Source organism: Lacticaseibacillus hulanensis (assembly GCF_004010095.1).
Classification (GTDB): Bacteria; Bacillota; Bacilli; order Lactobacillales; family Lactobacillaceae; genus Lacticaseibacillus; species Lacticaseibacillus hulanensis.
In genome coordinates this window covers 1-21,771 of sequence record NZ_RRYD01000027.1, presented here as the reverse complement: position 1 = coordinate 21,771, position 21,771 = coordinate 1, and the positions used below count along the sequence as shown (strand labels likewise).

Annotated in this window: 17 protein-coding genes; 6 read left to right on the top strand and 11 right to left on the bottom strand. The window is 54.1% G+C overall.

What is annotated here, in order from left to right:
• Window positions 1–94: 94 nt before the first annotated feature.
• Window positions 95–1,705 carry an ABC transporter ATP-binding protein gene (locus EKN00_RS07735; protein ID WP_127849562.1) on the bottom strand — a complete coding sequence of 537 codons (1,611 nt, stop codon included), beginning with the start codon at window positions 1,703–1,705 and terminating at the stop codon, window positions 95–97.
• Between the two features lie 465 nt (window positions 1,706–2,170).
• Window positions 2,171–2,608: a winged helix-turn-helix transcriptional regulator gene (locus EKN00_RS07730; RefSeq protein ID WP_479680743.1), complete on the bottom strand. Its 438-nt coding sequence runs from the start codon at window positions 2,606–2,608 to the stop codon at window positions 2,171–2,173.
• 98 nt (window positions 2,609–2,706) lie between these two features.
• Here EKN00_RS07730 and EKN00_RS07725 point away from each other — a divergent pair, with 98 nt between their 5' ends.
• Window positions 2,707–3,684, top strand: a complete 978-nt coding sequence (locus EKN00_RS07725; protein ID WP_127849561.1) for an aldo/keto reductase — start codon at window positions 2,707–2,709, stop codon at window positions 3,682–3,684.
• A gap of 179 nt (window positions 3,685–3,863) precedes the next feature.
• Here the strand turns inward: EKN00_RS07725 and EKN00_RS07720 are convergent, their stop codons facing one another.
• The 6 genes from EKN00_RS07720 to nrdH all read right to left on the bottom strand — a co-directional run bounded on the left by EKN00_RS07720 (window position 3,864) and on the right by nrdH (window position 9,404).
• Complete coding sequence (locus EKN00_RS07720; protein WP_127849560.1) at window positions 3,864–4,169, bottom strand: type II toxin-antitoxin system YafQ family toxin; 306 nt, start codon at window positions 4,167–4,169, stop codon at window positions 3,864–3,866.
• Complete coding sequence (locus EKN00_RS07715; protein ID WP_127849559.1) at window positions 4,162–4,431, bottom strand: type II toxin-antitoxin system RelB/DinJ family antitoxin; 270 nt, start codon at window positions 4,429–4,431, stop codon at window positions 4,162–4,164. The genes EKN00_RS07720 and EKN00_RS07715 overlap by 8 nt, the downstream gene beginning before the upstream one ends.
• 191 nt (window positions 4,432–4,622) lie before the next feature.
• Window positions 4,623–5,807, bottom strand: a complete 1,185-nt coding sequence (locus tag EKN00_RS07710) for an SAM-dependent methyltransferase (protein WP_127849558.1) — start codon at window positions 5,805–5,807, stop codon at window positions 4,623–4,625.
• A gap of 364 nt (window positions 5,808–6,171) precedes the next feature.
• Complete coding sequence (locus EKN00_RS07705; RefSeq protein ID WP_127849557.1) at window positions 6,172–6,426, bottom strand: hypothetical protein; 255 nt, start codon at window positions 6,424–6,426, stop codon at window positions 6,172–6,174.
• A 499-nt stretch (window positions 6,427–6,925) separates the two neighbouring features.
• Complete coding sequence (gene nrdE / locus EKN00_RS07700) at window positions 6,926–9,097, bottom strand: class 1b ribonucleoside-diphosphate reductase subunit alpha (protein ID WP_127849556.1); 2,172 nt, start codon at window positions 9,095–9,097, stop codon at window positions 6,926–6,928.
• Window positions 9,098–9,176: 79 nt separating this feature from the next.
• Window positions 9,177–9,404 carry a glutaredoxin-like protein NrdH gene (gene nrdH, locus EKN00_RS07695; protein WP_127849555.1) on the bottom strand — a complete coding sequence of 76 codons (228 nt, stop codon included), beginning with the start codon at window positions 9,402–9,404 and terminating at the stop codon, window positions 9,177–9,179.
• 327 nt (window positions 9,405–9,731) lie between these two features.
• On the opposite strand from nrdH, the gene nrdF reads away from it, so the two are divergent.
• Together nrdF and EKN00_RS07685 are read left to right on the top strand one after the other, a co-directional pair.
• A complete protein-coding gene (gene nrdF / locus EKN00_RS07690; RefSeq protein WP_127849554.1) occupies window positions 9,732–10,733 on the top strand; it encodes a class 1b ribonucleoside-diphosphate reductase subunit beta in 1,002 nt (333 codons plus the stop codon).
• Between the two features lie 12 nt (window positions 10,734–10,745).
• Window positions 10,746–11,237 carry a class Ib ribonucleoside-diphosphate reductase assembly flavoprotein NrdI gene (locus EKN00_RS07685; protein ID WP_127849553.1) on the top strand — a complete coding sequence of 164 codons (492 nt, stop codon included), beginning with the start codon at window positions 10,746–10,748 and terminating at the stop codon, window positions 11,235–11,237.
• Between the two features lie 574 nt (window positions 11,238–11,811).
• Here the strand turns inward: EKN00_RS07685 and carB are convergent.
• The 3 genes from carB to argF all read right to left on the bottom strand — a co-directional run bounded on the left by carB (window position 11,812) and on the right by argF (window position 17,192).
• Complete coding sequence (gene carB / locus EKN00_RS07680) at window positions 11,812–14,964, bottom strand: carbamoyl-phosphate synthase large subunit (protein ID WP_127849552.1); 3,153 nt, start codon at window positions 14,962–14,964, stop codon at window positions 11,812–11,814.
• Window positions 14,957–16,048 carry a carbamoyl phosphate synthase small subunit gene (locus EKN00_RS07675; protein ID WP_127849551.1) on the bottom strand — a complete coding sequence of 364 codons (1,092 nt, stop codon included), beginning with the start codon at window positions 16,046–16,048 and terminating at the stop codon, window positions 14,957–14,959. The genes carB and EKN00_RS07675 overlap by 8 nt, the downstream gene beginning before the upstream one ends.
• 121 nt (window positions 16,049–16,169) lie before the next feature.
• Window positions 16,170–17,192 carry an ornithine carbamoyltransferase gene (gene argF / locus EKN00_RS07670; RefSeq protein WP_127849550.1) on the bottom strand — a complete coding sequence of 341 codons (1,023 nt, stop codon included), beginning with the start codon at window positions 17,190–17,192 and terminating at the stop codon, window positions 16,170–16,172.
• 278 nt (window positions 17,193–17,470) lie between these two features.
• Between argF and EKN00_RS07665 the strand changes: the two genes are divergently transcribed.
• The 3 genes from EKN00_RS07665 (at window position 17,471) to EKN00_RS07655 (ending at window position 21,692) form a co-directional block, all read left to right on the top strand.
• On the top strand, window positions 17,471–18,694 hold the full coding sequence (locus tag EKN00_RS07665) for an argininosuccinate synthase (RefSeq protein WP_127849549.1): 1,224 nt from the start codon (window positions 17,471–17,473) through the stop codon (window positions 18,692–18,694).
• Window positions 18,695–18,829: 135 nt separating this feature from the next.
• Window positions 18,830–20,215, top strand: coding sequence for an argininosuccinate lyase (argH, locus tag EKN00_RS07660; RefSeq protein WP_127849548.1), 1,386 nt, complete (start codon window positions 18,830–18,832; stop codon window positions 20,213–20,215).
• Between the two features lie 22 nt (window positions 20,216–20,237).
• On the top strand, window positions 20,238–21,692 hold the full coding sequence (locus EKN00_RS07655) for an ABC transporter substrate-binding protein/permease (protein WP_127849547.1): 1,455 nt from the start codon (window positions 20,238–20,240) through the stop codon (window positions 21,690–21,692).
• Window positions 21,693–21,771 lie beyond the last annotated feature (79 nt).

Genomic DNA, 21,771 nt, shown 5'->3' with positions numbered 1-21,771 from the left:
ATTTCCTTTCTGGGGACAAGAGTAGTAACGCGTGCAGTGTTCGAGCCGAAGCTGCATTGCTTTTAAAATTGGGCTAATTATACCAAATCGGTCATTATTTTTGAACCGACAAAGCTAGCACCCCATCGAGCCGTTGCGCCGTTGCGTCTGTCAGGTGGTGCGTCACGCTGATCACGGTCAGTGGCAGACTCAGGACCAGTTCGTCGATGGCTTTAGCGGCGGGTGCGTCCAGACTGGCGGTTGCCTCATCGAGCAGCAGTACCGAGCGCCCTGCCAGCAGGGCCCGCGCGATTGCAATCCGCTGTTTTTGGCCGCCGGAAAGCTTGGCACTGGCAAAACTGATGCTGGTGTCCAGGCCATTTGGCAATTGATTGACGAACGTGGTCAGGCCGACCTGAGTGAGGACGGCGGTGATTTCGGCGGTCGACGCCGCACGCCCCAGCAATAAGTTGTCGCGCAGGGTAGTGTTGAATAGTAGCGGCTGCTGGTCAACCACGGCAATTTGGTCATGGAGCGACCGAGCAGCAATCGTTGCTAGCGGCTGGCCGTCAAACAGAATTTGCCCACCAGTTGGCTCTAGGTTGCTGTCAATTAGTTTAAGCAGCGTCGACTTACCGATACCGCTCGGGCCGGTGATTGCGTAATGCTGCCCGGCGCAGAATTCGTAGCTGATATCGGTGAGCGTTGCCTGGTCATTATCTGGGTAATGGAAACTAACGTGGTCGAGGACTAAGGCGTCATGCAGGGGCGTAGTGGGCTTCCCCTGCGTGTCATCGGTGGTCGGGACAGCCTGGTACTTGTCCAGTAATGGCTGGACGGTTTGTCTTTCCGCCAAATTCTCGGTGAGGCCCATCACGGAGCTGAAGATGGCACCGGCGAGGGATTCACTGGTGGAGAACACCCCCAGCGGGACCTTACCGTGCAGGTAGAGGTAGGCAGTCAGAATCAGGACCGCCAGCATGCACGCGGAGACGGCACCACGGTTCACCGCGTAGAAGCGGTTGCTGGCCTTCGCGTAGGCCACGCGTTTGTCCGCGCGCTGCTGCCCGGCCCCCTGCACGCCAGCAGTCAGGCGGGTTGTCTGGTTTAGCATCAGTAGTTGGCCGAAGCCGCTGAGCAGATCGGTTGCGACCGTGGTTAAGTGCTCGTTTGCCGTTGAAACCGCGGCGTTAGCGGCATTCATTTTTTTAGTGAAAAAGCGCGGAACCAGTAACATGAGCAGACTCAGCGCGATGACCAGCACGGTGAGTGACCAGTTGTAGTGCAGCAGTGCCGCCCCGCCGATGACAACCTGCAGGGCCTGCCCGAACGCCATCCAGGTGTTTTCGAATCCATAGTCGTTAATTGTTGCTAGGTCGTTCGTCAGCCAGGACACGTATTCCGGGACCGGGCGCTGGTGAAATTGCGGGGCGCTCGTGTGTGCCAGCCGCGTGGTGATGTCTCGCCGCACGCTGAGGCCCATCGCCTCGTTCGTGTGCATCTCGACCACGGGCTCGATGTAGCACTGCAAGCAGTAAAGAATCAGGACGACGCCGGTGGATGCCATCCAGATAACCACACCGGTTGCGGAGTGATGCCCCAGTGCGGTCAGAATATTCCCGAGGGTGATGGTGTACGCCGTGTTGAGGACGGTGCCGACAATCAGTAGTAGTGAGACGAGCAGTCCCATGTGCCAGTGGCGAACAAAATAGTGGTTAAGGCGCATGTTAAATTACCCCCTTTCCCGGGTGATTGAGGGTCAAAGGGTTAGCCGCCAGAAATGCTTTGGCCGCTGGGAGCGGGGCAGGGCAGTTCAAAGCCCGCAGCAAGACGTGACTGCATGCAAAATTTGAATCAGTATTTATCAAGTGGAATCCTCCAAGGAATCATTGCACAAAAAAACAAGCCGACACGTGTCGACTTGCTACATGGTCCCTTAGCGGAGATGTCTGATAGTTCAGAGATTGTTCCCAAGGCGGCAGAGCGTGAATCGACGCGTTTTGAATAACTTATGAGGTGTTTCATTCTTAATGTATTTCATCATGAGTGCCTCCTTGTGAAGATTTTATTTTTAAAACACTGCGAGTGTACCACTTGGCTTTTTCTTTTACAACAAGATAATTGCGGGTGAACTTGACCACTCACGGGTGACTCAAGCAAACGGTCAACATATTCTGCAGCCTGTTTGCTGCTAGTTGTGGATTGCCGTCTGAATCCGTGGGTCCACGGTCTCGTCAATGGAGAAGTCGGCATCAACTTGCAATTCGTGAATGCGCGCCTTACCCCAGGCACACATGCCGTTAATAATTGGCATTAATGAATGACCAAGTGGGGTGATTGAGTAATAGACTTTCGGCTGCTTTCCCGGTTCCACGGTGCGGGTAATTAGGTGGTCCTGTTCGAGCTCCCGCAATTGATTGGTCAGGACCTTGTGCGTGATTTTAGGCAGGAGGCGCCGCAAATCGTTGAACCGATACGTCCCGTCATCGAGGTGACAGATGATCGGCAGCTTCCATTTTCCAGAAAACATCGCCAGGGTCATTTCCTTTTCACAACTGTAATCGCCGTCAGCAAGGCGTGCGAGAACATCTTTGCGGATAATGTCGGTCATTTTTTCTCCAATCGTCATCAAGGCACCTATAAGTGCGTTATTGTCACAAACAGGTAGTAAGTATAAATTAGATACCTGTAAGGAGCAAGCTTAACTTGCCCGGAAAGGACGACAACATGAAATACCGTAAGCTAGGAAAAACAGGCTTTAACATCAGTGAGGTATCACTGGGAACGTGGCAATTAGGGGGTAAATGGGGCGCACCGTTTGACCCAGCAGACGCAGAGGCAACGCTGCAGGCGGCATACGATCACGGGGTTAATTTCTTTGACACTGCCGATGGGTACCAAGACGGTGCGAGTGAACGGGCCGTGGGGGCGTTTGTCAAGCAGCACCCAGACGTACACTACACCACCAAAATTGGGCGGAAGGAAACCCCACTTAGTTTGGCCCACTTCACCCCTGAGGCGCTGCGGCGTTACGTTGATGATTCGCTGCAGAATATGGGGGTTGATTCACTGGATTTGGTCTTACTGCACTGCCCACCAATGCAAAAATACTACGACCCAGAAATGTTTGCGACGCTGGATGCACTGCAGGCAGAAGGCAAGATTCAGCACTACGGGGTCAGTGTTGAACGCGTGGAAGAGGCAATTAAGGCCTTGGATTACAACGTTGCGGTGGTGGAGATTATTTTCAACATGTTCCGGCTGCGTCCTGCAGAACTATTCTTCAAGCTGGCCAAGGAACACAACGTTGGGATTTTGGCCCGCGTCCCACTGGCTAGTGGCCTGCTGACGGGGAAGATGACCGCGGACACCAAGTTCGCGCCAACGGACCAGCGCGCAAACAACCGGCACGGGGAGCTGTTTGATAAGGGCGAAACGTTCTCCGGTGTGGACTTTCTTACCGGGGTGGCGGCAGCGGACGAACTCAAGACGCGGCTGCACACCGACAATTTGGCGGCGACCGCACTGCGGTATATTTTGATGTACGATGCCGTTTCCGCCGTGATTCCTGGTGCCAGCAACCCACACCAGATTGAACGCAACACGATTGCCTCTGATTTAGCACCACTGACCGCTGACCAGATGGCGGTTGTGCAGGATGTTTATGACACCAAAATCAAGAATCCCGTTCACTATCTCTGGTAGGAGGTAACGAGACCTGATGCGGTGAAAAATGGGTACAGAAAAGCGCATCCGCTTAGGCGGGTGCGCTTTTTAGATTCTACATAATGGGTGCTACACGTTCGGGCTGAAAAAAGCACAATTAATTTGGGCTTTTAGATTGCTCGCATGCAGTCCACCTTCGCTTTGTACGCAGATTAGCACTATTTTCCGAGTAATTCTTTGTGAGACCCAGAACGAATTAATTCCAGAATTAACTCAGATTTCTCGATGCGATATATTAGTAGCCAGTCGTTATTGTAACTTGAATCTACGTGTAGCTCATGGTGCCCGCGCCATTCACTGTTTCCAGACAGCAGATGATCGGCGTATTGTGTGCGTAATATTTCTTGATTCGATCCAGATAGCAGTAGATCAATTACTGTTTTTAGGGAATCAATTGGGTAGTGTTTCTTGGCAAGGCGTTTAACATCACGTTTAAATGTTGGGGTGGGATTAGGCTTATACATCTAAATCAGACCACATTTCTTCGGCAGAGTCATATGTTTTGTAATCGTTATGATGCTCAGCCTCGCGCAATGCTTGTAACGTTTCAGTGGGCAGCCCAGTTGGTGTAAATGGAAGACGCTGCTCTTTAACCATGCTCGTGAGGAACATTTTAACTGCGGTTGTCAGGTCCATGCCCATGTTATTCGCAACGTCCTGTGCTGCAGATTTCAAAGAGGGATCGATACGGATGCTGAGACGCGTGTCTTTATATTTTGTGTCCATAGATTATCACCCTCCATGAGATAATGATACACCAATGTGTTACCAATGTACACCAGTGTGTATCTCGATTCTTGCTTATAATCGCTGTGGATACAATAATCAATTTGTTGTTTCTGCATATAAAAACCGATAGTAAATGCCAGCGTGCAGTGCCACCAACTTTCACTATCGGTTAATTTAATTATTAAAGCTTACTTGTACATGTATTCGCGGGTCATTGGCAACGTCTTCCCTGAGGCACCCTTGTTGAGCAGGTACTGGATGACGTCGATGTTCCCGGATTCGAATGATGCAGAGCAGGCCTGCAGGTACAGGTCCCACATGCGGGTGAATTCTTCGCCCATCATGTCCTGGACCTTGTCGCGGGCGGCGTTGAAGTTGTCGTCCCAGATTTCGGTAGTCTTCTGGTAGTGACGGCGCAGGGGCTCGAGGTCGTTAATCTGCAGGCCGGCGTCGATAATGTGGCCGATGTTTTCTTGCAGACCGGGCACGTAACCACCTGGGAAAATGTACTTGGTGAGCCAAGCGTTCGTGGCACCGCCTTGCTGCCGGGTAATCCCGTGAATCAGCGCGGTCCCGTCATTTTTCAAGAAGCGAGCGACGTCCTTGAAGTACAGGCCGAGGTTTTCCTCACCGACGTGTTCGAACATGCCGACGGAAGTAACGTAATCAAATGGTTCGTGCTTGAGTTCGCGGTAGTCACACAGGAAAATTTCTGCTTGATCTTCCAGGTGGTCTTCCTTAATTCGCGCCTGAACAAAGTCGAACTGTTCCTGAGAGAGGGTGATACCGGCAACTTTGAGGTTGTATTCCTTCGCCGCCGTGAGCATCAACGTACCCCAGCCGCAACCGATGTCGAGCAGGGTTTTACCAGGCTGGGGGTCGAGCTTCCGCAAAATGTGGTGAACCTTGTGCATCTGCGCCTTTTCGAGCGTGTCATCAGGGTGTTCGAAGTAGGCACAGGAGTAGGTCATGGTTGGGTCCAGCCACAACTTGTAGAAGTCGTTACCGACGTCGTAGTGTTTTTGAATATCTTTCTTGCTGGCGCGTTCAGTGTGGGATTGCTTGGGAATAATCCGCATCAACTTGCTGTTACGCATGAATGAATCGGCGCTTTCATATGCGGCCGTCAAAATTTTCTGGAGTGGGTGGCCCTGACCAACGACTTCGATCCGGCCCTGCTGGTACGCTTCACCCAGCGCAAGGGAGGCGTTCTTCGTGAGTTCCTTAACGGGGATTTCTTCGTGGAACGTGATGGTGGCGTCAGGAGTGCCGTCGCCATAGGTTTCAGTGGTGCCGTCCCAATAGTTCACAGTAACGGTGAGGCCAGTAAAAGAGCTGGCGAACATCTTGCTGTACAGTGTTTTCTCGAGCATAAGATACCTCCATCTATGTTTTCACGATTAGTTTACATCTAATAGTAAAAGCATGTAAGCAAAACTAGACGGAACGTCATAATTGTCCTATCTGGGTTTGGAAGATGGCTGCGGCTGGCAATGTGACGCTGGAAGTTTCAGCGTAGTGTGCAAAATGTGTGGAAATAAAACCGGGAAATTGGTGATTGCGCCCATGAATTTGGGTGAGGTTGGTATTAATATATTCGTATTTTCTGTAAACTTTTAACGCATTGGGTCCCCATTGCCGGAATCTTTCCGGGCGAGGGCCACAGCGCTGAAAATGACAGTGGAACTGAATCGACGCAAAAAAAGCACACCAAGAAGTGATGTGCCGGGATTTCTGTTAGTTGCTTTCAAGTACGTACAATGCGTAGTCACCATGGTGTTTGATAATCACACACAGTTGCTTATCCTTGTTCGGGAAGGCGTACGTGGCACTGCGCATTTCGTATTTCACCGTCGTGGCACGGGTTGGTCCCTGAACGATTTGGTAAGAGGTTGAACTTGCTTGGTTTTGCCAACTGTTACGCGCCAAGATGAGGGCGGCGCCAATGGCTAACCCAAGGATGAACGTAAATAGCGGGATTAGCTTTTTCATTATTGATACCTCCAAAGATTAAGCTTAACGGTAAAAGAATAGCAACTTTGCGGCATTATTTGAATTGCGACTAATCCTAAATTCATGAGCCTGCAACGGCACGATTAGACAACCCTGTTGAAAAGTTAACCAAACAACTGGCTTTACAGCGCTAGATAATCATTCAGCTCATCAGGATATCGCTGCGCATAATCACGTCGCTAATTGGTCGTAATTTTTGTGACGTTGTATTACCACTTGGAGCGGCGCCTAGGGGAGGAAGAAGAATCGCCTTGATTAGGCTTGTTATTGGTTTGCGCCGATTATCTTTTAATAATAACAGTGGCCGCGGACAAACTGTAAATGTAAAAAATGGTTTCACACATTTTTTCAACGTCTGAAATCTCCCAGTTCACCCACATTCGTTTATCTCTAAGCAAAAAGATGGCCGAACCAGAAATTCGAACAATTTCTGGTTCGGCCATCTTTGCTGATGAGCCTGTCACTTTGGTTTCTTCACTTAAATGGAGCAACTCTCGCAGGCGTTGGCCCCAACTTCCTCTGCACTGTCCGTGAACGTGCGGATGTAGTAGATGGACTTGACGCCCTTGTAGTGTGCGTAGTTGCGCAGGATGTTCAGGTCGCGGGTGGTCATCTTGTTCGTACGGCCCTTTTTCCACGGGTAGAGCCCTTCTGGAATGGTGCTGCGCATGAAGAGGGTCATCGCCATCCCCTGATCGATGTGCTCCTGCGCCGCCGCGTAGACGTCAATGACCTTGCGCATGTCCGTATCGTAAGCACTCTGGTAGTACGGCAGGGTGTCGTTGGCCAGACCGGAAGCGGGGTAGTAAATCGTCCCAATCTTCTTTTCCTGCCGGTCTTCAATCCGGTTCACGATTGGGTGCAGGGAACTCGACGTGTCGTTGATGTAGCTAATGGACCCGTTCGGCGCCACGGCCAGCCGGTTCTGGTGGTAGAGGCCGTCACGCATGATTGCGTCTCTGAGCTGCCGCCAGTCGTCTTGCGTTGGCACGTGGATGCCGGCGAACTGCTTGGCAACCTCTGCGCTCTTTGGGCCCCAGTCCTGGTTGATGTACTTATCGAAGTAGGAGCCGTCCGCGTACTTGCTCTTGTCAAAATTGTGGAACGTGGTGTGGCGCTCCCGAGCAATCGCATTGGAGGACTTCAGTGTGTAGTAGTTCAAAAGCATGAAGTAAACGCTGGTGAAGTCGATGGATTCGGGGCTCCCGTAGTGCATGTGCTGCTTGGCGAAGTACGTGTGCAGCCCCATGCCACCGAGACCGATGGAGTGGGCGAGGTTGTTCCCATTTTGCACGGATGGCACGACGTCGATGTCGGAGTGGTCGGTGACGAAGGTCAGGGCCCGGACCATAGCGTCGACGCTCTTGCCGAAGTCGGGGCTGTGCATCAGGTTCGGGATGTTGGTTGAGCCCAGGTTGCAGGAAACGTCGGTGCCGAGCACGTCGTATTCCTGGCGGTTGTTCAGCTTGCTTGGGGTCTGGACCTGCAGGATTTCGGAACACAGATTGCTCATGATAATCTTGCCGTCAATTGGGTTGGCGGCGTTGACCGTGTCGATGTTCAGAATGTATGGGTAACCTGATTCCTGCTGCAACTTGCTGATTTCGTTCTCCAAATCGCGCGCGTGAATCTTGGTTTTGCGGATGTCGGGGTCGACGACCAGCTTGTCGTATTCCTTCGTGATGTCGATGTAGGAGAACGGCTTGCCGTATTTACGCTCAACGCTGTAAGGGGAGAACAGGTACATGTCCTCGTTATTGCGCACCAGTTCGTAGTACTTGTCGGGCACAATCACGCCGAGGCTCAGGGTCTTGAGCCGGTACTTTTCGTCCGCGTTTTCCTTCTTGGCTCCCAGGAAGGCGATGATGTCGGGGTGGAACACGTTGAGGTAAACAACGCCGGCACCCTGGCGCTGGCCAAGCTGGTTGGAGTAGGAGAATGAGTCTTCCAGCAGCTTCATGACTGGCAGAACACCGCTGGCCGCGCCCTCGATGCCCTTAATTGGGGCCCCGGCTTCACGGAGGTTGGACAGGGTGAGCCCGACACCACCACCAATCCGGGACAGCTCGAGTGCCGAGTTAACGGCCCGGCCAATGCTGTTCATGTCATCGGTCACCTGGAGCAGGAAACAGGAAACCAGTTCACCGCGGCGGGCCCGGCCGGCGTTCAGAAATGATGGGGTGGCGGGCTGGTAGCGCTGGTGAATCATTTCGTCGGCCAGCGTCATGGCTAGCTCCTCATTACCATCCGCGAAGAACAGGGCGTTGGCAAACACCCGATCCTTGAAGCCTTCGAGGTACTGCTCGTTGTCGTCAGTTTTGAGGGCATACTGCGCGTGAAACTTGTAGGCGGCCATGAAACTCTGGAAGTGGAAATCCTGGGCGTTCAGGTAGTCATCAAGTTGCTGCTTGAATTCATCCGTGTACTTGGCCAGAAAATCGGCTTCGTAATAGTTATTCGCCACGAGCCAGTCCAGCCGTTCCTTCAAAGACGCGAACTTCTTGGTGTTCGGGTTAACGTTTTCCGTGAAGAAGGCAGCGAGTGCTTCCTTGTCCTTGTTCAGCGGAATCTGGCCATTGACGGGGATGTTGATTTCGTTATTGAGCTTATAATAGGTGACTTGCTCGGGGTCGATTTCTTTGAGTCCCATGATTTCCTCCTTAATATAGAAAGGTGGAGTTAAAACTTTACGTTTTAACTCCACCCCAAAGCGCTGTTATGTGCGTCGATTATGCTAGTTTGGATAAAGCGTCGGGGCGAAAACCAGAAAAGGCGCTCATTCCTTCTGCTTCAACAACGGGGACAGCCTGGAAGCCCTGGGCCTTCAGGTAGTCAACACATTCGGGCTCCTTGTTGATGTTGTGTTCGGTGAAGGGAATGTTATGTGATTCAAGGAAGTTCCGCGTCATCCGGCACTGAGGGCAACCGTTTTTGGTGAAAAGTGTAATGTTCTTCATAAATAATGACCTCTTTTACTTAACGGTAACACCGCCAACCACAACCTGTAGTGGGTGTTCCTTACTTAATGTCAACATTGTACTTGATATTGATTGTGAGTTCAATCCCACCCCAATATCTTGTATGCATGAAAAAGCCATGTAAACGGCGGCGTCAATGCCTTTTACCCAAATTGGGTCCGGAATATTAAATTTTTCCGGAAAATTGTAACTTGTTACCCCTATATATATGAGTTAAAGTTTGGCTATACGAATTCAAATAGGACGATATTTTTTGCGAGAACTGGTGTTATTTATCGGTGATGACAGCAAAGCGGAGGTTAAGTTATGACGGACAAACTAAGCGAGATTGGCAACTACAAGACGGTCAACTGGGACCGGGTTGACGATGCAATTGATAAGGCAACCTGGGAAAAACTGACTGAGCAGTTTTGGCTGGACACCCGGATTCCGGTATCTAACGACATGAACGACTGGCGTGATTTGGATTCCGACCACCAGTGGGTCGTCGGGCACGTGTTTGGTGGCCTCACGCTCCTTGATACCGTGCAGTCCCAAGACGGGATGCGCTCGCTGCAACTGGGCGCGGTCACCCCGCACGAAAAGGCCGTGCTGAACAACATCCAGTTTATGGAATCGGTCCACGCCAAGTCCTACTCCACCATTTTTTCAACGTTGAACACCCAAAACGAGATTGACGAAATCTTTAACTGGTCCGACTCGGAAGAATTCCTGCAGAACAAGGCGCGCTGGATTGTTGACCTGTACCGCAACGATCCGGACCCGCTGCACAAGAAGGTGGCCAACGTCTTCCTCGAAACCTGCCTGTTTTACTCCGGGTTCTACACGCCACTTTATTACCTGGGCAATAACAAGCTGGTGAACGTGGCCGAAATCATCAAGCTGATTCTGCGTGACGAATCCGTCCACGGCACGTACATCGGTTACAAGTACCAGGTGCGCTACAACCAATTGAGCAAGGCCGAGCAGCAGAAGCAGGACGACTGGGCCTACGATTTGCTCTACAAGCTGTACGCGAACGAGGAGAAGTACGCGGCGCTTTGCTACGACCAGGTTGGCTGGACCAAGGACGTCATGACCTTTGTGGAATACAACGCCAACAAGGCCCTCATGAACCTGGGTAAGGGCGGGCTGTTCCCAACAACGGCCAGCGACGTTAACCCAATCATTATGAACGGGATTAACACGACCACGTCCAACCACGACTTCTTCTCGCAGGTTGGGAATGGTTACCTGCTCGGGCAGGTGGAAGCCATGAGCGATGATGACTACACCATCGGGATTGACGACTCCCTAGACGCAAAGTAGGAGGGCGTACACATGGATAACGCATTAAGAATTGTCTACATCAGCATCTCCGGCAACACCGAGGCCTTTGTTGAACGCGTTGCCGAATACGCGGCGCAAAAGCACGCCAAGGATGCCAGCCAGCCACTGGTCGAGGCCTACGAATACACCGAGCAGTTCGATGAGCAGATTTTGGATCAGCCCTACTTTGTTTTCGTGCCGACCTACCTTGATGGGGGCGATGGCATTCACACTGGCTACCACGAAATCCTGACCGTTGATCTGCGCGACGAACTTGACGCCGGCAACACCGATAACATGCTCGGGATTGTTGGTAGTGGTAACCGCAACTTCAACGCCCAGTTCGGGCTGACGGCAAAGCACTACGCCCGCCGCTTCAACACGCCACTCATCGGGCTGTACGAGCTGCGGGGCAACGCCGAAGAGGCCGCTACGATTTACGCCCGGATGGTGAAGTACGCCAATAACTTCCACGCGACCGGCCAGAAACTGGTGCTCGCTTAATCAAAAGAATGTAAGGCCAAGTTCACCGCCAGTTTGAGGTGTGACTTGGTCTTTTTTGATGGGCGCTGGCGTCTAAAACGGCCGTGGAGATATTGCGGCGCCAAAATAAAATAAGCAGTTTTGCATAACTGTAATGTTATCTTATCGCAAAAATTCGGGAAAAATTTTTCGCATATCGGTTGGCACTGGTTGCTGAACTTGTTATTATATTCGTGTAAGGAAAGTCTCCCCAACTTTCCTGCAGTTCTAAACTTACACTCCCTATGTTCCCCATATACATCCCAATGGTAACGGACTTCGCCAGCTTTGACTCCTAATGTGCTGGCGGCTTCCGTTATTTTTATTTTCTGGTGATTTATTTCACGATAGTTATCTTAAAAACAAAAAAGCGTTTCGTATAGTTGCTGCCACAGCCAAAAACGCCCCCGCAATGAATAGCGGCCAATAGCCGACTATCGCTTGCGGGGGCGTTTGCGCTAGTTCGGGGAAACCGGCGCGCGCGACAATACACAAATCTGGTTGGAATCCCGTTAGGCCAGACCCTGTCGCGGAGGAATGGCCCGGAATAATTGAGTTAGTGCTTGGTGACCATTGCGGGGGCGTCGCTGAGTGCAATCAGGAACGCATTGATGGTATCCAGGCAGGTGAACAGCGGAATTTTGTGGACAATGGCCTGTTCACGGACGGCGATGGCCTCGGCGTCTTCGCCCGGATCGGTGCTGATTACAATTGCCAGCTTGCCGGACTTAATTGCCGTCAGCGGGTCGGTGCAAAGCGGCGCCTTGATGCCAGCACCAGCCAGGAACATGGCGGTGTCGTGGCCGGCACAGATGGTGTAGCCGGCAGCTTGCAGGTGCTTTGCGAGGGGGACGGTTTCGCTGAGGGTGTGTTCGTCGACACTGATGTAGGCGGTGCCCCCGTTAGCTGGCACCGTGAATTTGGCTCCGGCAAAGGCGCGGGCCAGCGCGTCGGCGAATGTGGCGCCACTACCCATGACTTCCCCGGTGGACTTCATTTCGGGGACGAGAAGCGGATCAACACCCGGCAACTTGGCGAACGAGAAGACCGGGGACTTGACGTGGATGCGGCCGGTTTCGGGGACTAAGCCGGTGTGGTAACCGTAATCGCTTAATTTGTGTCCCAGCATTGCGGCCGTGGCCAGCTGCGTCATTGGCACGTTCGTCACCTTCGAGATGAACGGGACGGTCCGGGAAGAACGCGGGTTGACTTCAATCACGTAGGCCGTGTCGTTGTGGATGACGAACTGCACGTTCATGATGCCGACCGTGTGCAACTCCTTCCCCAGCGCGATGGCGGCGTCAACGATTTCGCCCTTCACCTTGGCGGACATGGTTTGCGGCGGGTAGACCGACATCGAGTCCCCGGAGTGCACCCCGGCGCGCTCGATGTGCTCCATGATGCCGGGGATGACGACCGTTTCGCCGTCAGCGATGATGTCCGTTTCAGCTTCCTGGCCCGTGAGGTAGGAATCAATGAGCACGGGGTGGTTGTCCGAGATTTTGACGGCCCGGTCGATGTAATCGCGCAGCTCGAACTCGTTGTGGACGATTTCCATGGCGCGTCCGCCCAGCACGTACGATGGCCGAATGAGGACGGGGTAGCCCAGCGCATCTGCCGCGGCCACGGCACCTGCGCTTGTCATCGCCGTTTTGCCCTGCGGCTGCGGCAGATTGAGCTTGTTGATGACCCGATTGAACTCATCTCGGTCCTCGGCCCGGTTGAGGTCCGCCAGCGAGGTGCCAAGAATCTTGACGCCCGCTTCAGCGAGGCTTGCGGCCAGGTTGATGGCGGTTTGGCCGCCGAACTGGACGACGACGCCGACTGGGTGCTCGAGGTTGATGACGTTCATGACGTCCTCAAACGACAGGGGCTCGAAGTAAAGCTTGTCGGAAACGGAAAAATCGGTTGAGACCGTCTCGGGATTGGAGTTGATGATGATGGCCGCATAGCCGGCTTTGCGAATGCTTTCGGCGGCGTGCACCGTGGCGTAGTCGAACTCCACGCCCTGACCGATACGAATGGGGCCGGACCCGAGCACGAGCACGGACGGTTTGGTCAGTGGTGTCGACTCGGTGTACTGGTCGTAGGTGCTGTAAAAATACGGGGTCGAGGACGCAAACTCGGCGGCGACGGTGTCCACCATTTTGTAGACCGGCTGCAGCTTGAGCTTCGCCCGCTGCGCCCGGATGGTCGCCGCGTCGCTGCTTGTCAGCTCGGCGATGGTTTGGTCCGCCAGTCCGTACTTCTTGGCTTCCGTCAGCATCTTTGCATCAAGGGTCTTGGCTGCAGCAAGTGCCGCCTCTAATTCGGTGATGTGCAGCAGCTTATCGAGGAAGAATTCGTCAATCTTGGTGATGGCGTGGATCTGGTCAATAGTAATCCCGCGCCGCAGCAGTTCGGTGACGACAAAGAGGCGGTCATCTTTGGCTGGCATCAGCTGGTTTAACAACGTTTCAGTGCTGGCATCCGCGTACCGCTTATCGTTCAGGCCGACCACGCCGATTTCGAGGGAGCGGACGGCCTTGTTGATGGCTTCTTCGAGGTTACGGCCAATTGCCATTACCTCCCCAGTTGCCTTCATCTGGGTCCCGAGTGTGCGGTCCGCCGTCGTGAACTTGTCGAAGGGCCAGCGGGGAATCTTGCAGACGACGTAATCCAGCGCTGGTTCCAGTTCGGCCATGGTTGCGCCGGTCACGGGGTTGGTGATTTCATCGAGCGTTAACCCAACGGCAATCTTGGCCGCCATCTTGGCAATCGGGTAGCCGGTCGCCTTGGACGCGAGGGCACTTGACCTAGAGACCCGCGGGTTAACTTCGATGATGTAGTACTGGTAACTCTCGTGGTCAAGGGCCATCTGGATGTTGCAGCCACCCTCAATCTTGAGGGCGCGGATGATGCGCAGGGCCGCGTCACGCAGCATCTGCAGTTCCTTGTCCGACAGTGTTTGCACCGGCGCCACGACGATGGAATCACCGGTGTGGATACCGACCGGGTCGAAGTTCTCCATTGACGCCACAATCAGGGCGTTGTCGTGCCGGTCGCGCATGACCTCGAATTCGATTTCCTTGAAGCCGGCGATTGACTGTTCAATCAGTACCTGGGTGACGGGGGACAAATCCAGACCGTTAGCGGCGATGGTCGCGAGTTCCGTGGCGTTAGCGGCAATCCCGCCCCCGGTGCCGCCCATGGTGTAGGCGGGCCGAACGATGACGGGGTAGCCAATCTGGTTACTGAAATCGAGGGCTTCTTGCACCGTGGTCGCAACCGTGGATTCGGGAATTGGTTCGCCGAGCTGGTTCATCAGTTCCTTGAACTCCTCACGGTCCTCAGCCTGGGCAATTGCACTCATCTTCGTGCCGAGCAGCTCAATGCCCAGCTCATCGAGGAGGCCGGATTCGGCCAGTTCGCGGGCCATGTTGAGGCCGGTCTGCCCGCCGAGAGTTGGCAGGATTGCGTCGGGGCGCTCTTTTTCGATAATTGGCTTCAGGCCGTCGAAGGTGAGGGGCTCGAGGTAAATCTTGTCGGCCATTTCCGCATCCGTCATGATGGTTGCCGGGTTGGAGTTGACCAAGATAACGTTGTAGCCCTCTTCGCGCAGGGCGATGGCGGCCTGGGAGCCCGAGTAGTCGAACTCGGCGGCCTGACCGATGATGATGGGGCCGGAGCCGATAATCAGAATTTTGTGGATATCTGTGCGTTTAGGCATGTTGCACCTCCTTTTGGTGCGCGACGATGTTGGCCTTGAACTGGTCGAACAGGTTTGCGTAGTCGTGCGGACCAGGAGCCGCGTCCGGGTGGAACTGAACGGAAAATGCCGCGTGGTTCGCCAGGCGCAGGCCCTCAACGGTGTGGTCGTTAATTTCTTCGTGCGTGATGGTTAGCTTCGTGCAGGCCAGGGAGTTCGCATCCACGGCGTACCCGTGGTTTTGCGAGGTGAAGCCGATGCTGCCATCTTGCAGATTGCGGACCGCGTGGTTGAACCCGCGGTGACCGAATTTCATCTTGAACGTCTTTGCCCCATTTGCGAGCGCGAACAGCTGGTGACCCAGGCAGATGGCCATGAGGGGCAGTTTGTCCTCAAGCTCACGGATGACGGGCAAAACTGCGGGCAGCGATTCTGGGTCGCCCGGCCCGTTCGACAGCATGACCCCCGCTACGTCGGCCGCGAGCACCGCGGCGGCGGTGGTGTCCGCGGGGAACACGACGCACTCCAGACCGCGCTGTTTCAGTGCACGCAAAATCGAGTCTTTGAGGCCAAAATCAAGCACCGCAACGCGAATAGTGCCGGCGAACGCGCTTCTGGTTGCAGGCATAACCTGGTCGGTGACGTTTGCTACCTGATTGGTCGCTGGGCGCAGACTTGCTGCCTTGGCGAGCACGCTGGGCGTGACCTCATCAACAAGCAGCGCCTGCATGACCCCATCTTCACGGATTTCGCGGGTGAGGGCCCGGGTGTCCACGTCGGTGATGCCGGGCAGGTCTTCGGCAGCTGCCCAGTCCGCAATGCTCATCGTGCTGCGCCAGTTGGACGGACGGCGCGCGATTTCGTGGCAGACGATGGCACAGGGCTTGGGGGTGCCAGATTCGTAGTCGTCGGGATTGACGCCGTAGTTACCGATTAGCGGGTAGGTGAAGGTGAGAATCTGGCCGTAGTATGACGCGTCGGTGATTGCTTCCTGGTAGCCGGTCATTCCGGTGTTAAAAACCACTTCGCCCTGAATAGATTTGGTGCTACCAAACGCGGTTCCGGCGAATACCTTGCCATTTGCAAGAACTAGAAAACGTTGCATAGTTGTACTTCCTTAAGTGTGAAATTTGCTTTGCTTTGGTTGCGGAATTGGCGGGCGCAAGGCAAACGCCAATATGTATGGGGTGGCCGGCGCAATTGATTCCGCCGGCCATCGTTATTCGTTACTCTTCCGCTAAGACGGGGATGAAGACGTGGCCGAGGCTTGCCGCCATGACGGCCTTAATGGTGTGCATCCGGTTTGCCGCCTGCTGGAACTGCTTGGCAAACGGGGCATTGAACACTTCATCCGTGATTTCCAGTTCACTCAGGCCGAACTGGTCGTGGATGTCCTGGGCCAGCTTGGTGTTCAGATCGTGGTAGGCGGGCAGATCGTGCATCACGATTGTGTCTGCCTTGCCTGTCTTCTTGACCGCCGCCATGTTCAACTGGTATGGCTGCAACAACTTAATCCGGCTGGCCCACTGATCTTCTTCGCCCATGGACGCCCAGATGTCGGTGTAAAGCACGTCGCTGCCGGTCAGACCCTTTTCCAGGTCGTCGGTGATAAGCAGCTGGCTGCCAGAATCTTGGGCAAATTTGGTGGCGATGTCCTGCACTTCCTGGCTTGGCTGTAGGGAAGCCGGACCCACCAGGTGGACGTTGACCCCGAGCATGGCGCCGGTGACGAGCAGCGAGTTGGCGACGTTGTTGCGCGCGTCACCTAAATAGGTAAGCGTGATGCCCTTGATGTGGCCGAACACTTCGTCGATGGTCATGAAGTCGGCGAGCATCTGGGTCGGGTGCCACTCATCGGTGAGCCCGTTCCAGACGGGGACACCGGAGTACTTGGCCAGGCCTTCGACAACTGACTGCTCATAGCCGCGGTATTCAATGCCGTCGTACATGGAACCGAGCACCTTGGCCGTATCAACCAGCGATTCCTTCTTGCCGAACTGAATGTCCTGCGCACCGAGAAACTCGGGGTGGGCACCCAGATCAGTTGCAGCCACCGTGAAGGATGAGCGCGTCCGCGTCGAGGTCTTGGCGAAGAGAAGGGCGATGTTCTTCCCCTGCAGGAAGTGGTGTTCAATATTGTTACTCTTTAGGTACTTGAGGTGCTCCGCAAACTTGATTAACGTGTACAGCTCGGCGCCGCTGAAGTCTTTTTCAGCCAGTAGGGATTTGCCCTGGAAGGGTTCAAGCATATTAATTTCCTCCGTTTATATAGTAGATTTTGATTTTTGGGGTGCTAATTCGGTGATTGAATGCCCGTCAATTTGCAAAACCCGATATTTATTCATAAATGCAGTATACACCAAGTGCAATAATATGCAATAATTTGACGGATATTTGCGTAAAATTGCGAATTATTTGCATATTAGGTGTTTATTTTCTGGCCAGCAGGTGCTATGATACATTCATCGAGTTAATAAAACTAAAAGATGTTGCATAATATTATGCATAAATGCGGAGGATATACATTATGACAAAGAAAATCGTTTTGGCTTACTCAGGCGGCTTGGATACATCAGTTGCAATTCCCTGGCTCATGGATCGGGGCTACGAAGTCATTGCCGTTAACCTGAACGTTGGGGAAATGGACAAGGACGTCGACTTCATTAAGTCCAAGGCGATTTCCATTGGCGCCATCGCTAGTTACGCCATCGATGCGCAGGCGGAATTCGCCGCGAATTACGTGGCACCAGTCATCAAGGCCAACGCACTGTACGAGGGTGAGTACCCACTGGTTTCGGCGCTGTCCCGGCCACTAATCATCAAGAAGCTCGTTGACATCGCCCACGAAAACGGCGCAACGGCAATCGCCCACGGTTCAACCGGGAAGGGGAACGACCAGGTTCGGTTTGAGGCCGCAATTCACGCGCTCGACCCCGACATGGCAATCGAGGCCCCAATCCGTGAATTCCACTGGAGCCGTGAAGAAGAAATCGACTACGCCAAGGAACACAACGTGCCGGTGCCAATCGGGAAGAAGTCCCCATACTCCATTGACCAGAACCTCTGGGGCCGCGCCAACGAATGCGGGATTCTCGAAAACCCTTGGAACCAGGCACCAGAAGACGCGTACGCTTTGACCGTACCCGTTGAAGCGGCACCGGATACCCCTAAATTCATTGACCTGACCTTCAAGGAAGGCCTGCCAGTCGCGATTAATGGGGAGAGCCTGCCACTGCACACGTTGATTCTGAAGCTCAACAAGATTGCCGGTGTCCACGGGATTGGCCGGATTGACCACATCGAAAACCGGCTCGTCGGTATCAAGTCACGGGAAATCTACGAAGCACCGGGTGCGGCGGTCATCATGACGGCACACAAGGACCTTGAAGACTTGACCTTCGAACGTGACGTGGCCCACTTCAAGCCAATCATTGAGCAGCAGATTACGAACACTATTTACAACGGTCTCTGGTACTCACCACTGATGGATTCCCTGATGGCCTTCATCGACGATACGCAGAAGGTGGTCAATGGGGTCGTGAAGATGAAGCTCTTCAAGGGGATGGCCACGGCCGTTGCCCGGAAGTCCGACACGAACTCCCTGTACGACGAGAACCTGGCAACGTACACTTCCGCCGATTCTTTCGACCAGGAGGCGGCGGTTGGCTTCATCAAGCTCTGGAGCCTGCCAAGCACCGTTTACTCACAGGTCAACGGCAAGAACGCGAAGAAGCCGGAACTTGCAGACTAGGAATTAACATAAAAAATAGCTCCATCAAGCACCTAGTTTGAGGAGCGGCGGGCTTACGAACTCGCCTACATATTCGGCGGCGTCAACTGAAGCGCAATTGCGTTTTGGTTGACGCTGCTTCTTCAGGAGGACATTATGGCAGTTAAAAAAATGTGGGGTGGCCGGTTTACGGCCGTCAGTCCCGAATTTGCACAGGAGTTTGGCGCGTCAATCAGCTTTGATCAGGTCATGGCTGCCGAAGATATCGAGGGCTCCATCGCGCACGTGACGATGCTCGGCACCACTGGGATTCTGCCCCAGGCGGATGCGGACACAATCAAGGCGGGCCTGATTGAAATCCAAGATGAGCTAAAGGCGGGTAAGATTGAGTTCGATGTGGCCAACGAAGATATCCACATGAACATCGAAGCAATCTTGACGGCCAAGATTGGCCCGGTGGCCGGCAAATTGCACACTGCTCGTTCGCGTAACGACCAGGTGGCCACTGATTTTCATCTGTGGGTGACGCACCGGTTGCCCGAGGTAATCAAGGCAATTGAGGCGCTGCAGACGGTGCTGGTGCACCTCGCCGAAACGCACGTTGAAACCATTTTGCCCGGGACTACCCACCTGCAGCACGCCCAGCCGATTTCGCTAGGCCATTACTTCATGGCCTACTACTCCATGCTGCAGCGGGACAAGGAACGCTTCCAGTTTAACCTTGAACACGCCAGCGTCTCGCCATTGGGGGCCGCAGCACTGGCGGGGACGACCTTCCCGATTGACCGGGCCCAGACGGCGGATTTGCTCGGATTTAAGTATGTTTACAACAATTCTCTCGACGCGGTTTCCGACCGGGATTTTGCAATTGAGTACCTGAGCAATGCGTCCATGCTGATGATGCACCTGTCGCGCCTGTCCGAAGAGCTGATTATTTGGGCCAGCTATGAGTACCAGTACGTTGAACTCGATGATGCATATTCCACCGGTTCGTCCATCATGCCGCAGAAGAAGAATGCGGATTACGCCGAACTCATTCGCGGGAAGGTTGGCCGGGTGTACGGCGATTTGACCAGTTTGCTCACGGTGATGAAGGGGCTGCCGCTTGCCTACAACAAGGACATGCAGGAGGACAAGGAGGGCGTGTTTGACGCCACGACCACCATCCTCGGCAGTCTGCACGTCATGACCGGCATGATGTCGACCCTCCACATCAAGGAGGACAACATGCTGGCTGCGGTGCAAAACGACTTCAGCAACGCCACCGAACTGGCGGATTACTTAGCGACCAAGGGGATGCCGTTCCGCCAGGCGCACGCGGTGGTGGGGCACCTGGTGCTCACAGGCATCAAGACGCACACCGCGCTCCAGAACATGCCGCTCGAGCAGTTGCAGGCGGCCAGTGATTTGATTGAACAGGACGTTTACACCGACCTGGATCCGTACGAAGCGGTTGTGCGGCGGACGAGTTTCGGCGGCACGGGGTTCGATTCCGTGAAGCAGCAGATTAAAACCGCCAAGCAGCAACTCGATTTGGGCTAACTTTGAGGCCAGAGGTTGATATATGAAGAAACTCACACATTTTGGGTTAGTCGTGCTGGCCGGCCTGGCGCTCGCACTGGGCCTGTCGCACCAGTACGTTCACGCGGCGGAAAAGAGCGATCCGACCCTCACGAAGATTAAGAAGGCGGGCGTGGTGCGCATCGGCCTGTCGCCGGATTACGCCCCGTATGAATTCCACAGCAGCGCAACGGGCAAGGACAAAATCGTTGGCTTCGACGTCACGATGGACCGCCTGATTGCAAAGCGCCTGGGCGTGAAGCTGAAGCTTGTGGAAATGAGCAACGACGCACTCTTGTCAGCACTTGAATCCGGGAAGGTTGATCTTGTTGTTTCTGGCATCACGCCAACACCGGAACGGGACAAGATGGTGGACTTCACCGTGCCGTATTTAAACGACCCCAACGTGGTTCTGGTCAAGAAGGTGGACAAAAACAAGTACAATTCACTGAAGGACTTCAACAACGCCAAAATTGGTGCGCAGATCACCACGATTCAGGAAGATCAGGCGAAAAAGTACCTCAAGGGCGCCACAATCACCTCGCTGAAGAAGGTTACCGATGAGGCGGCGCAGCTAAGTCAGGGCAAACTGGACGGGATTGTGGTCCCAACCACAACGGCCAAGTCCTACATCATGCAGGACAGCAGCTTTGCCATCGCTGGCGCCAAGATTCCGGGTGGCGGCGGTGAGTCGGCCGTCGTGCTGCCAGAGGGGTCCAAGGTCTTGCAGGCCAAGCTCAACCATATTTTGGAAAAAGAGGTCATCGGCAAACCCATCAAGCGCTGGCGCGACGCCGCAATCAAGCAGATGACGGTGAAAAAGTCCTTTATTCAGGAGTATGGCCCGTACTTCCTGAAGGGGACCGAATACACGCTGGGTCTGGCCATTATTGGGGTGTCAATCGGGTTTGTGCTCGGCACCTTCTTGGCGCTTATGAAGCGGTCAAAAATTTGGATCTTGAAGGCAATTGCCAATGTGTACATTGAGTTCGTCCGGGGCACGCCCTTGCTGATTCAGGTGTTCATCGTGTTCTTCGGCACCCAGATAATTGGGCTGACGGTTTCCGGGTTCGTGTCCGGGGCAATTGCGATGTTCCTGAACTCGGGGGCATATGTGGCCGAAATCATTCGGTCCGGGCTCAATTCGGTGCCAAAGGGGCAGGAGGAAGCGGCACGGTCACTTGGCTTGAGCGGGGGCAAGACGATGCAGCTGGTTATTTTGCCCCAGGCGCTACGGACGATTTTGCCCGCCCTGGGGAATGAATTCGTTTCAGTCATCAAGGAAGGGTCGGTAATATCGGTAATCGGGGTTGGCGAACTCACCTTCCAGACCTCAGTGGTGCAGGGCGCATCGTTCCGGGCATTCCTGCCACTCATGGTCAGTGCCGGGATTTACTTCGTCCTGACGTTCGGCCTCACGAGCATCCTCCACGCGACCGAGCGGCATTTCGCGAGGTAAGGGGGGCCGCGACTGGGCGGGGCCGGTGCGCGTTCCGTGCGGCTGGGATTTTCCGTGCGGCCGGTTGAAGCCCCAAAAG

What these genes read in the sequence shown, in the direction of transcription:
- nrdE (WP_127849556.1), bottom strand. Translation starts at nt 9,097, where the DNA reads ATGGGACTCAAAGAAATCGACCCCGAGCAAGTCACCTATTATAAGCTC.
- EKN00_RS07685 (WP_127849553.1), top strand. Translation starts at nt 10,746, where the DNA reads ATGGATAACGCATTAAGAATTGTCTACATCAGCATCTCCGGCAACACC.
- EKN00_RS07720 (WP_127849560.1), bottom strand. Translation starts at nt 4,169, where the DNA reads ATGTATAAGCCTAATCCCACCCCAACATTTAAACGTGATGTTAAACGC.
- EKN00_RS07710 (WP_127849558.1), bottom strand. Translation starts at nt 5,807, where the DNA reads ATGCTCGAGAAAACACTGTACAGCAAGATGTTCGCCAGCTCTTTTACT.
- EKN00_RS07715 (WP_127849559.1), bottom strand. Translation starts at nt 4,431, where the DNA reads ATGGACACAAAATATAAAGACACGCGTCTCAGCATCCGTATCGATCCC.
- EKN00_RS07735 (WP_127849562.1), bottom strand. Translation starts at nt 1,705, where the DNA reads ATGCGCCTTAACCACTATTTTGTTCGCCACTGGCACATGGGACTGCTC.
- EKN00_RS07665 (WP_127849549.1), top strand. Translation starts at nt 17,471, where the DNA reads ATGACAAAGAAAATCGTTTTGGCTTACTCAGGCGGCTTGGATACATCA.
- EKN00_RS07655 (WP_127849547.1), top strand. Translation starts at nt 20,238, where the DNA reads ATGAAGAAACTCACACATTTTGGGTTAGTCGTGCTGGCCGGCCTGGCG.
- EKN00_RS07675 (WP_127849551.1), bottom strand. Translation starts at nt 16,048, where the DNA reads ATGCAACGTTTTCTAGTTCTTGCAAATGGCAAGGTATTCGCCGGAACC.
- EKN00_RS07730 (WP_479680743.1), bottom strand. Translation starts at nt 2,608, where the DNA reads ATGACGATTGGAGAAAAAATGACCGACATTATCCGCAAAGATGTTCTC.
- EKN00_RS07705 (WP_127849557.1), bottom strand. Translation starts at nt 6,426, where the DNA reads ATGAAAAAGCTAATCCCGCTATTTACGTTCATCCTTGGGTTAGCCATT.
- nrdF (WP_127849554.1), top strand. Translation starts at nt 9,732, where the DNA reads ATGACGGACAAACTAAGCGAGATTGGCAACTACAAGACGGTCAACTGG.
- nrdH (WP_127849555.1), bottom strand. Translation starts at nt 9,404, where the DNA reads ATGAAGAACATTACACTTTTCACCAAAAACGGTTGCCCTCAGTGCCGG.
- EKN00_RS07725 (WP_127849561.1), top strand. Translation starts at nt 2,707, where the DNA reads ATGAAATACCGTAAGCTAGGAAAAACAGGCTTTAACATCAGTGAGGTA.
- carB (WP_127849552.1), bottom strand. Translation starts at nt 14,964, where the DNA reads ATGCCTAAACGCACAGATATCCACAAAATTCTGATTATCGGCTCCGGC.
- argF (WP_127849550.1), bottom strand. Translation starts at nt 17,192, where the DNA reads ATGCTTGAACCCTTCCAGGGCAAATCCCTACTGGCTGAAAAAGACTTC.
- argH (WP_127849548.1), top strand. Translation starts at nt 18,830, where the DNA reads ATGGCAGTTAAAAAAATGTGGGGTGGCCGGTTTACGGCCGTCAGTCCC.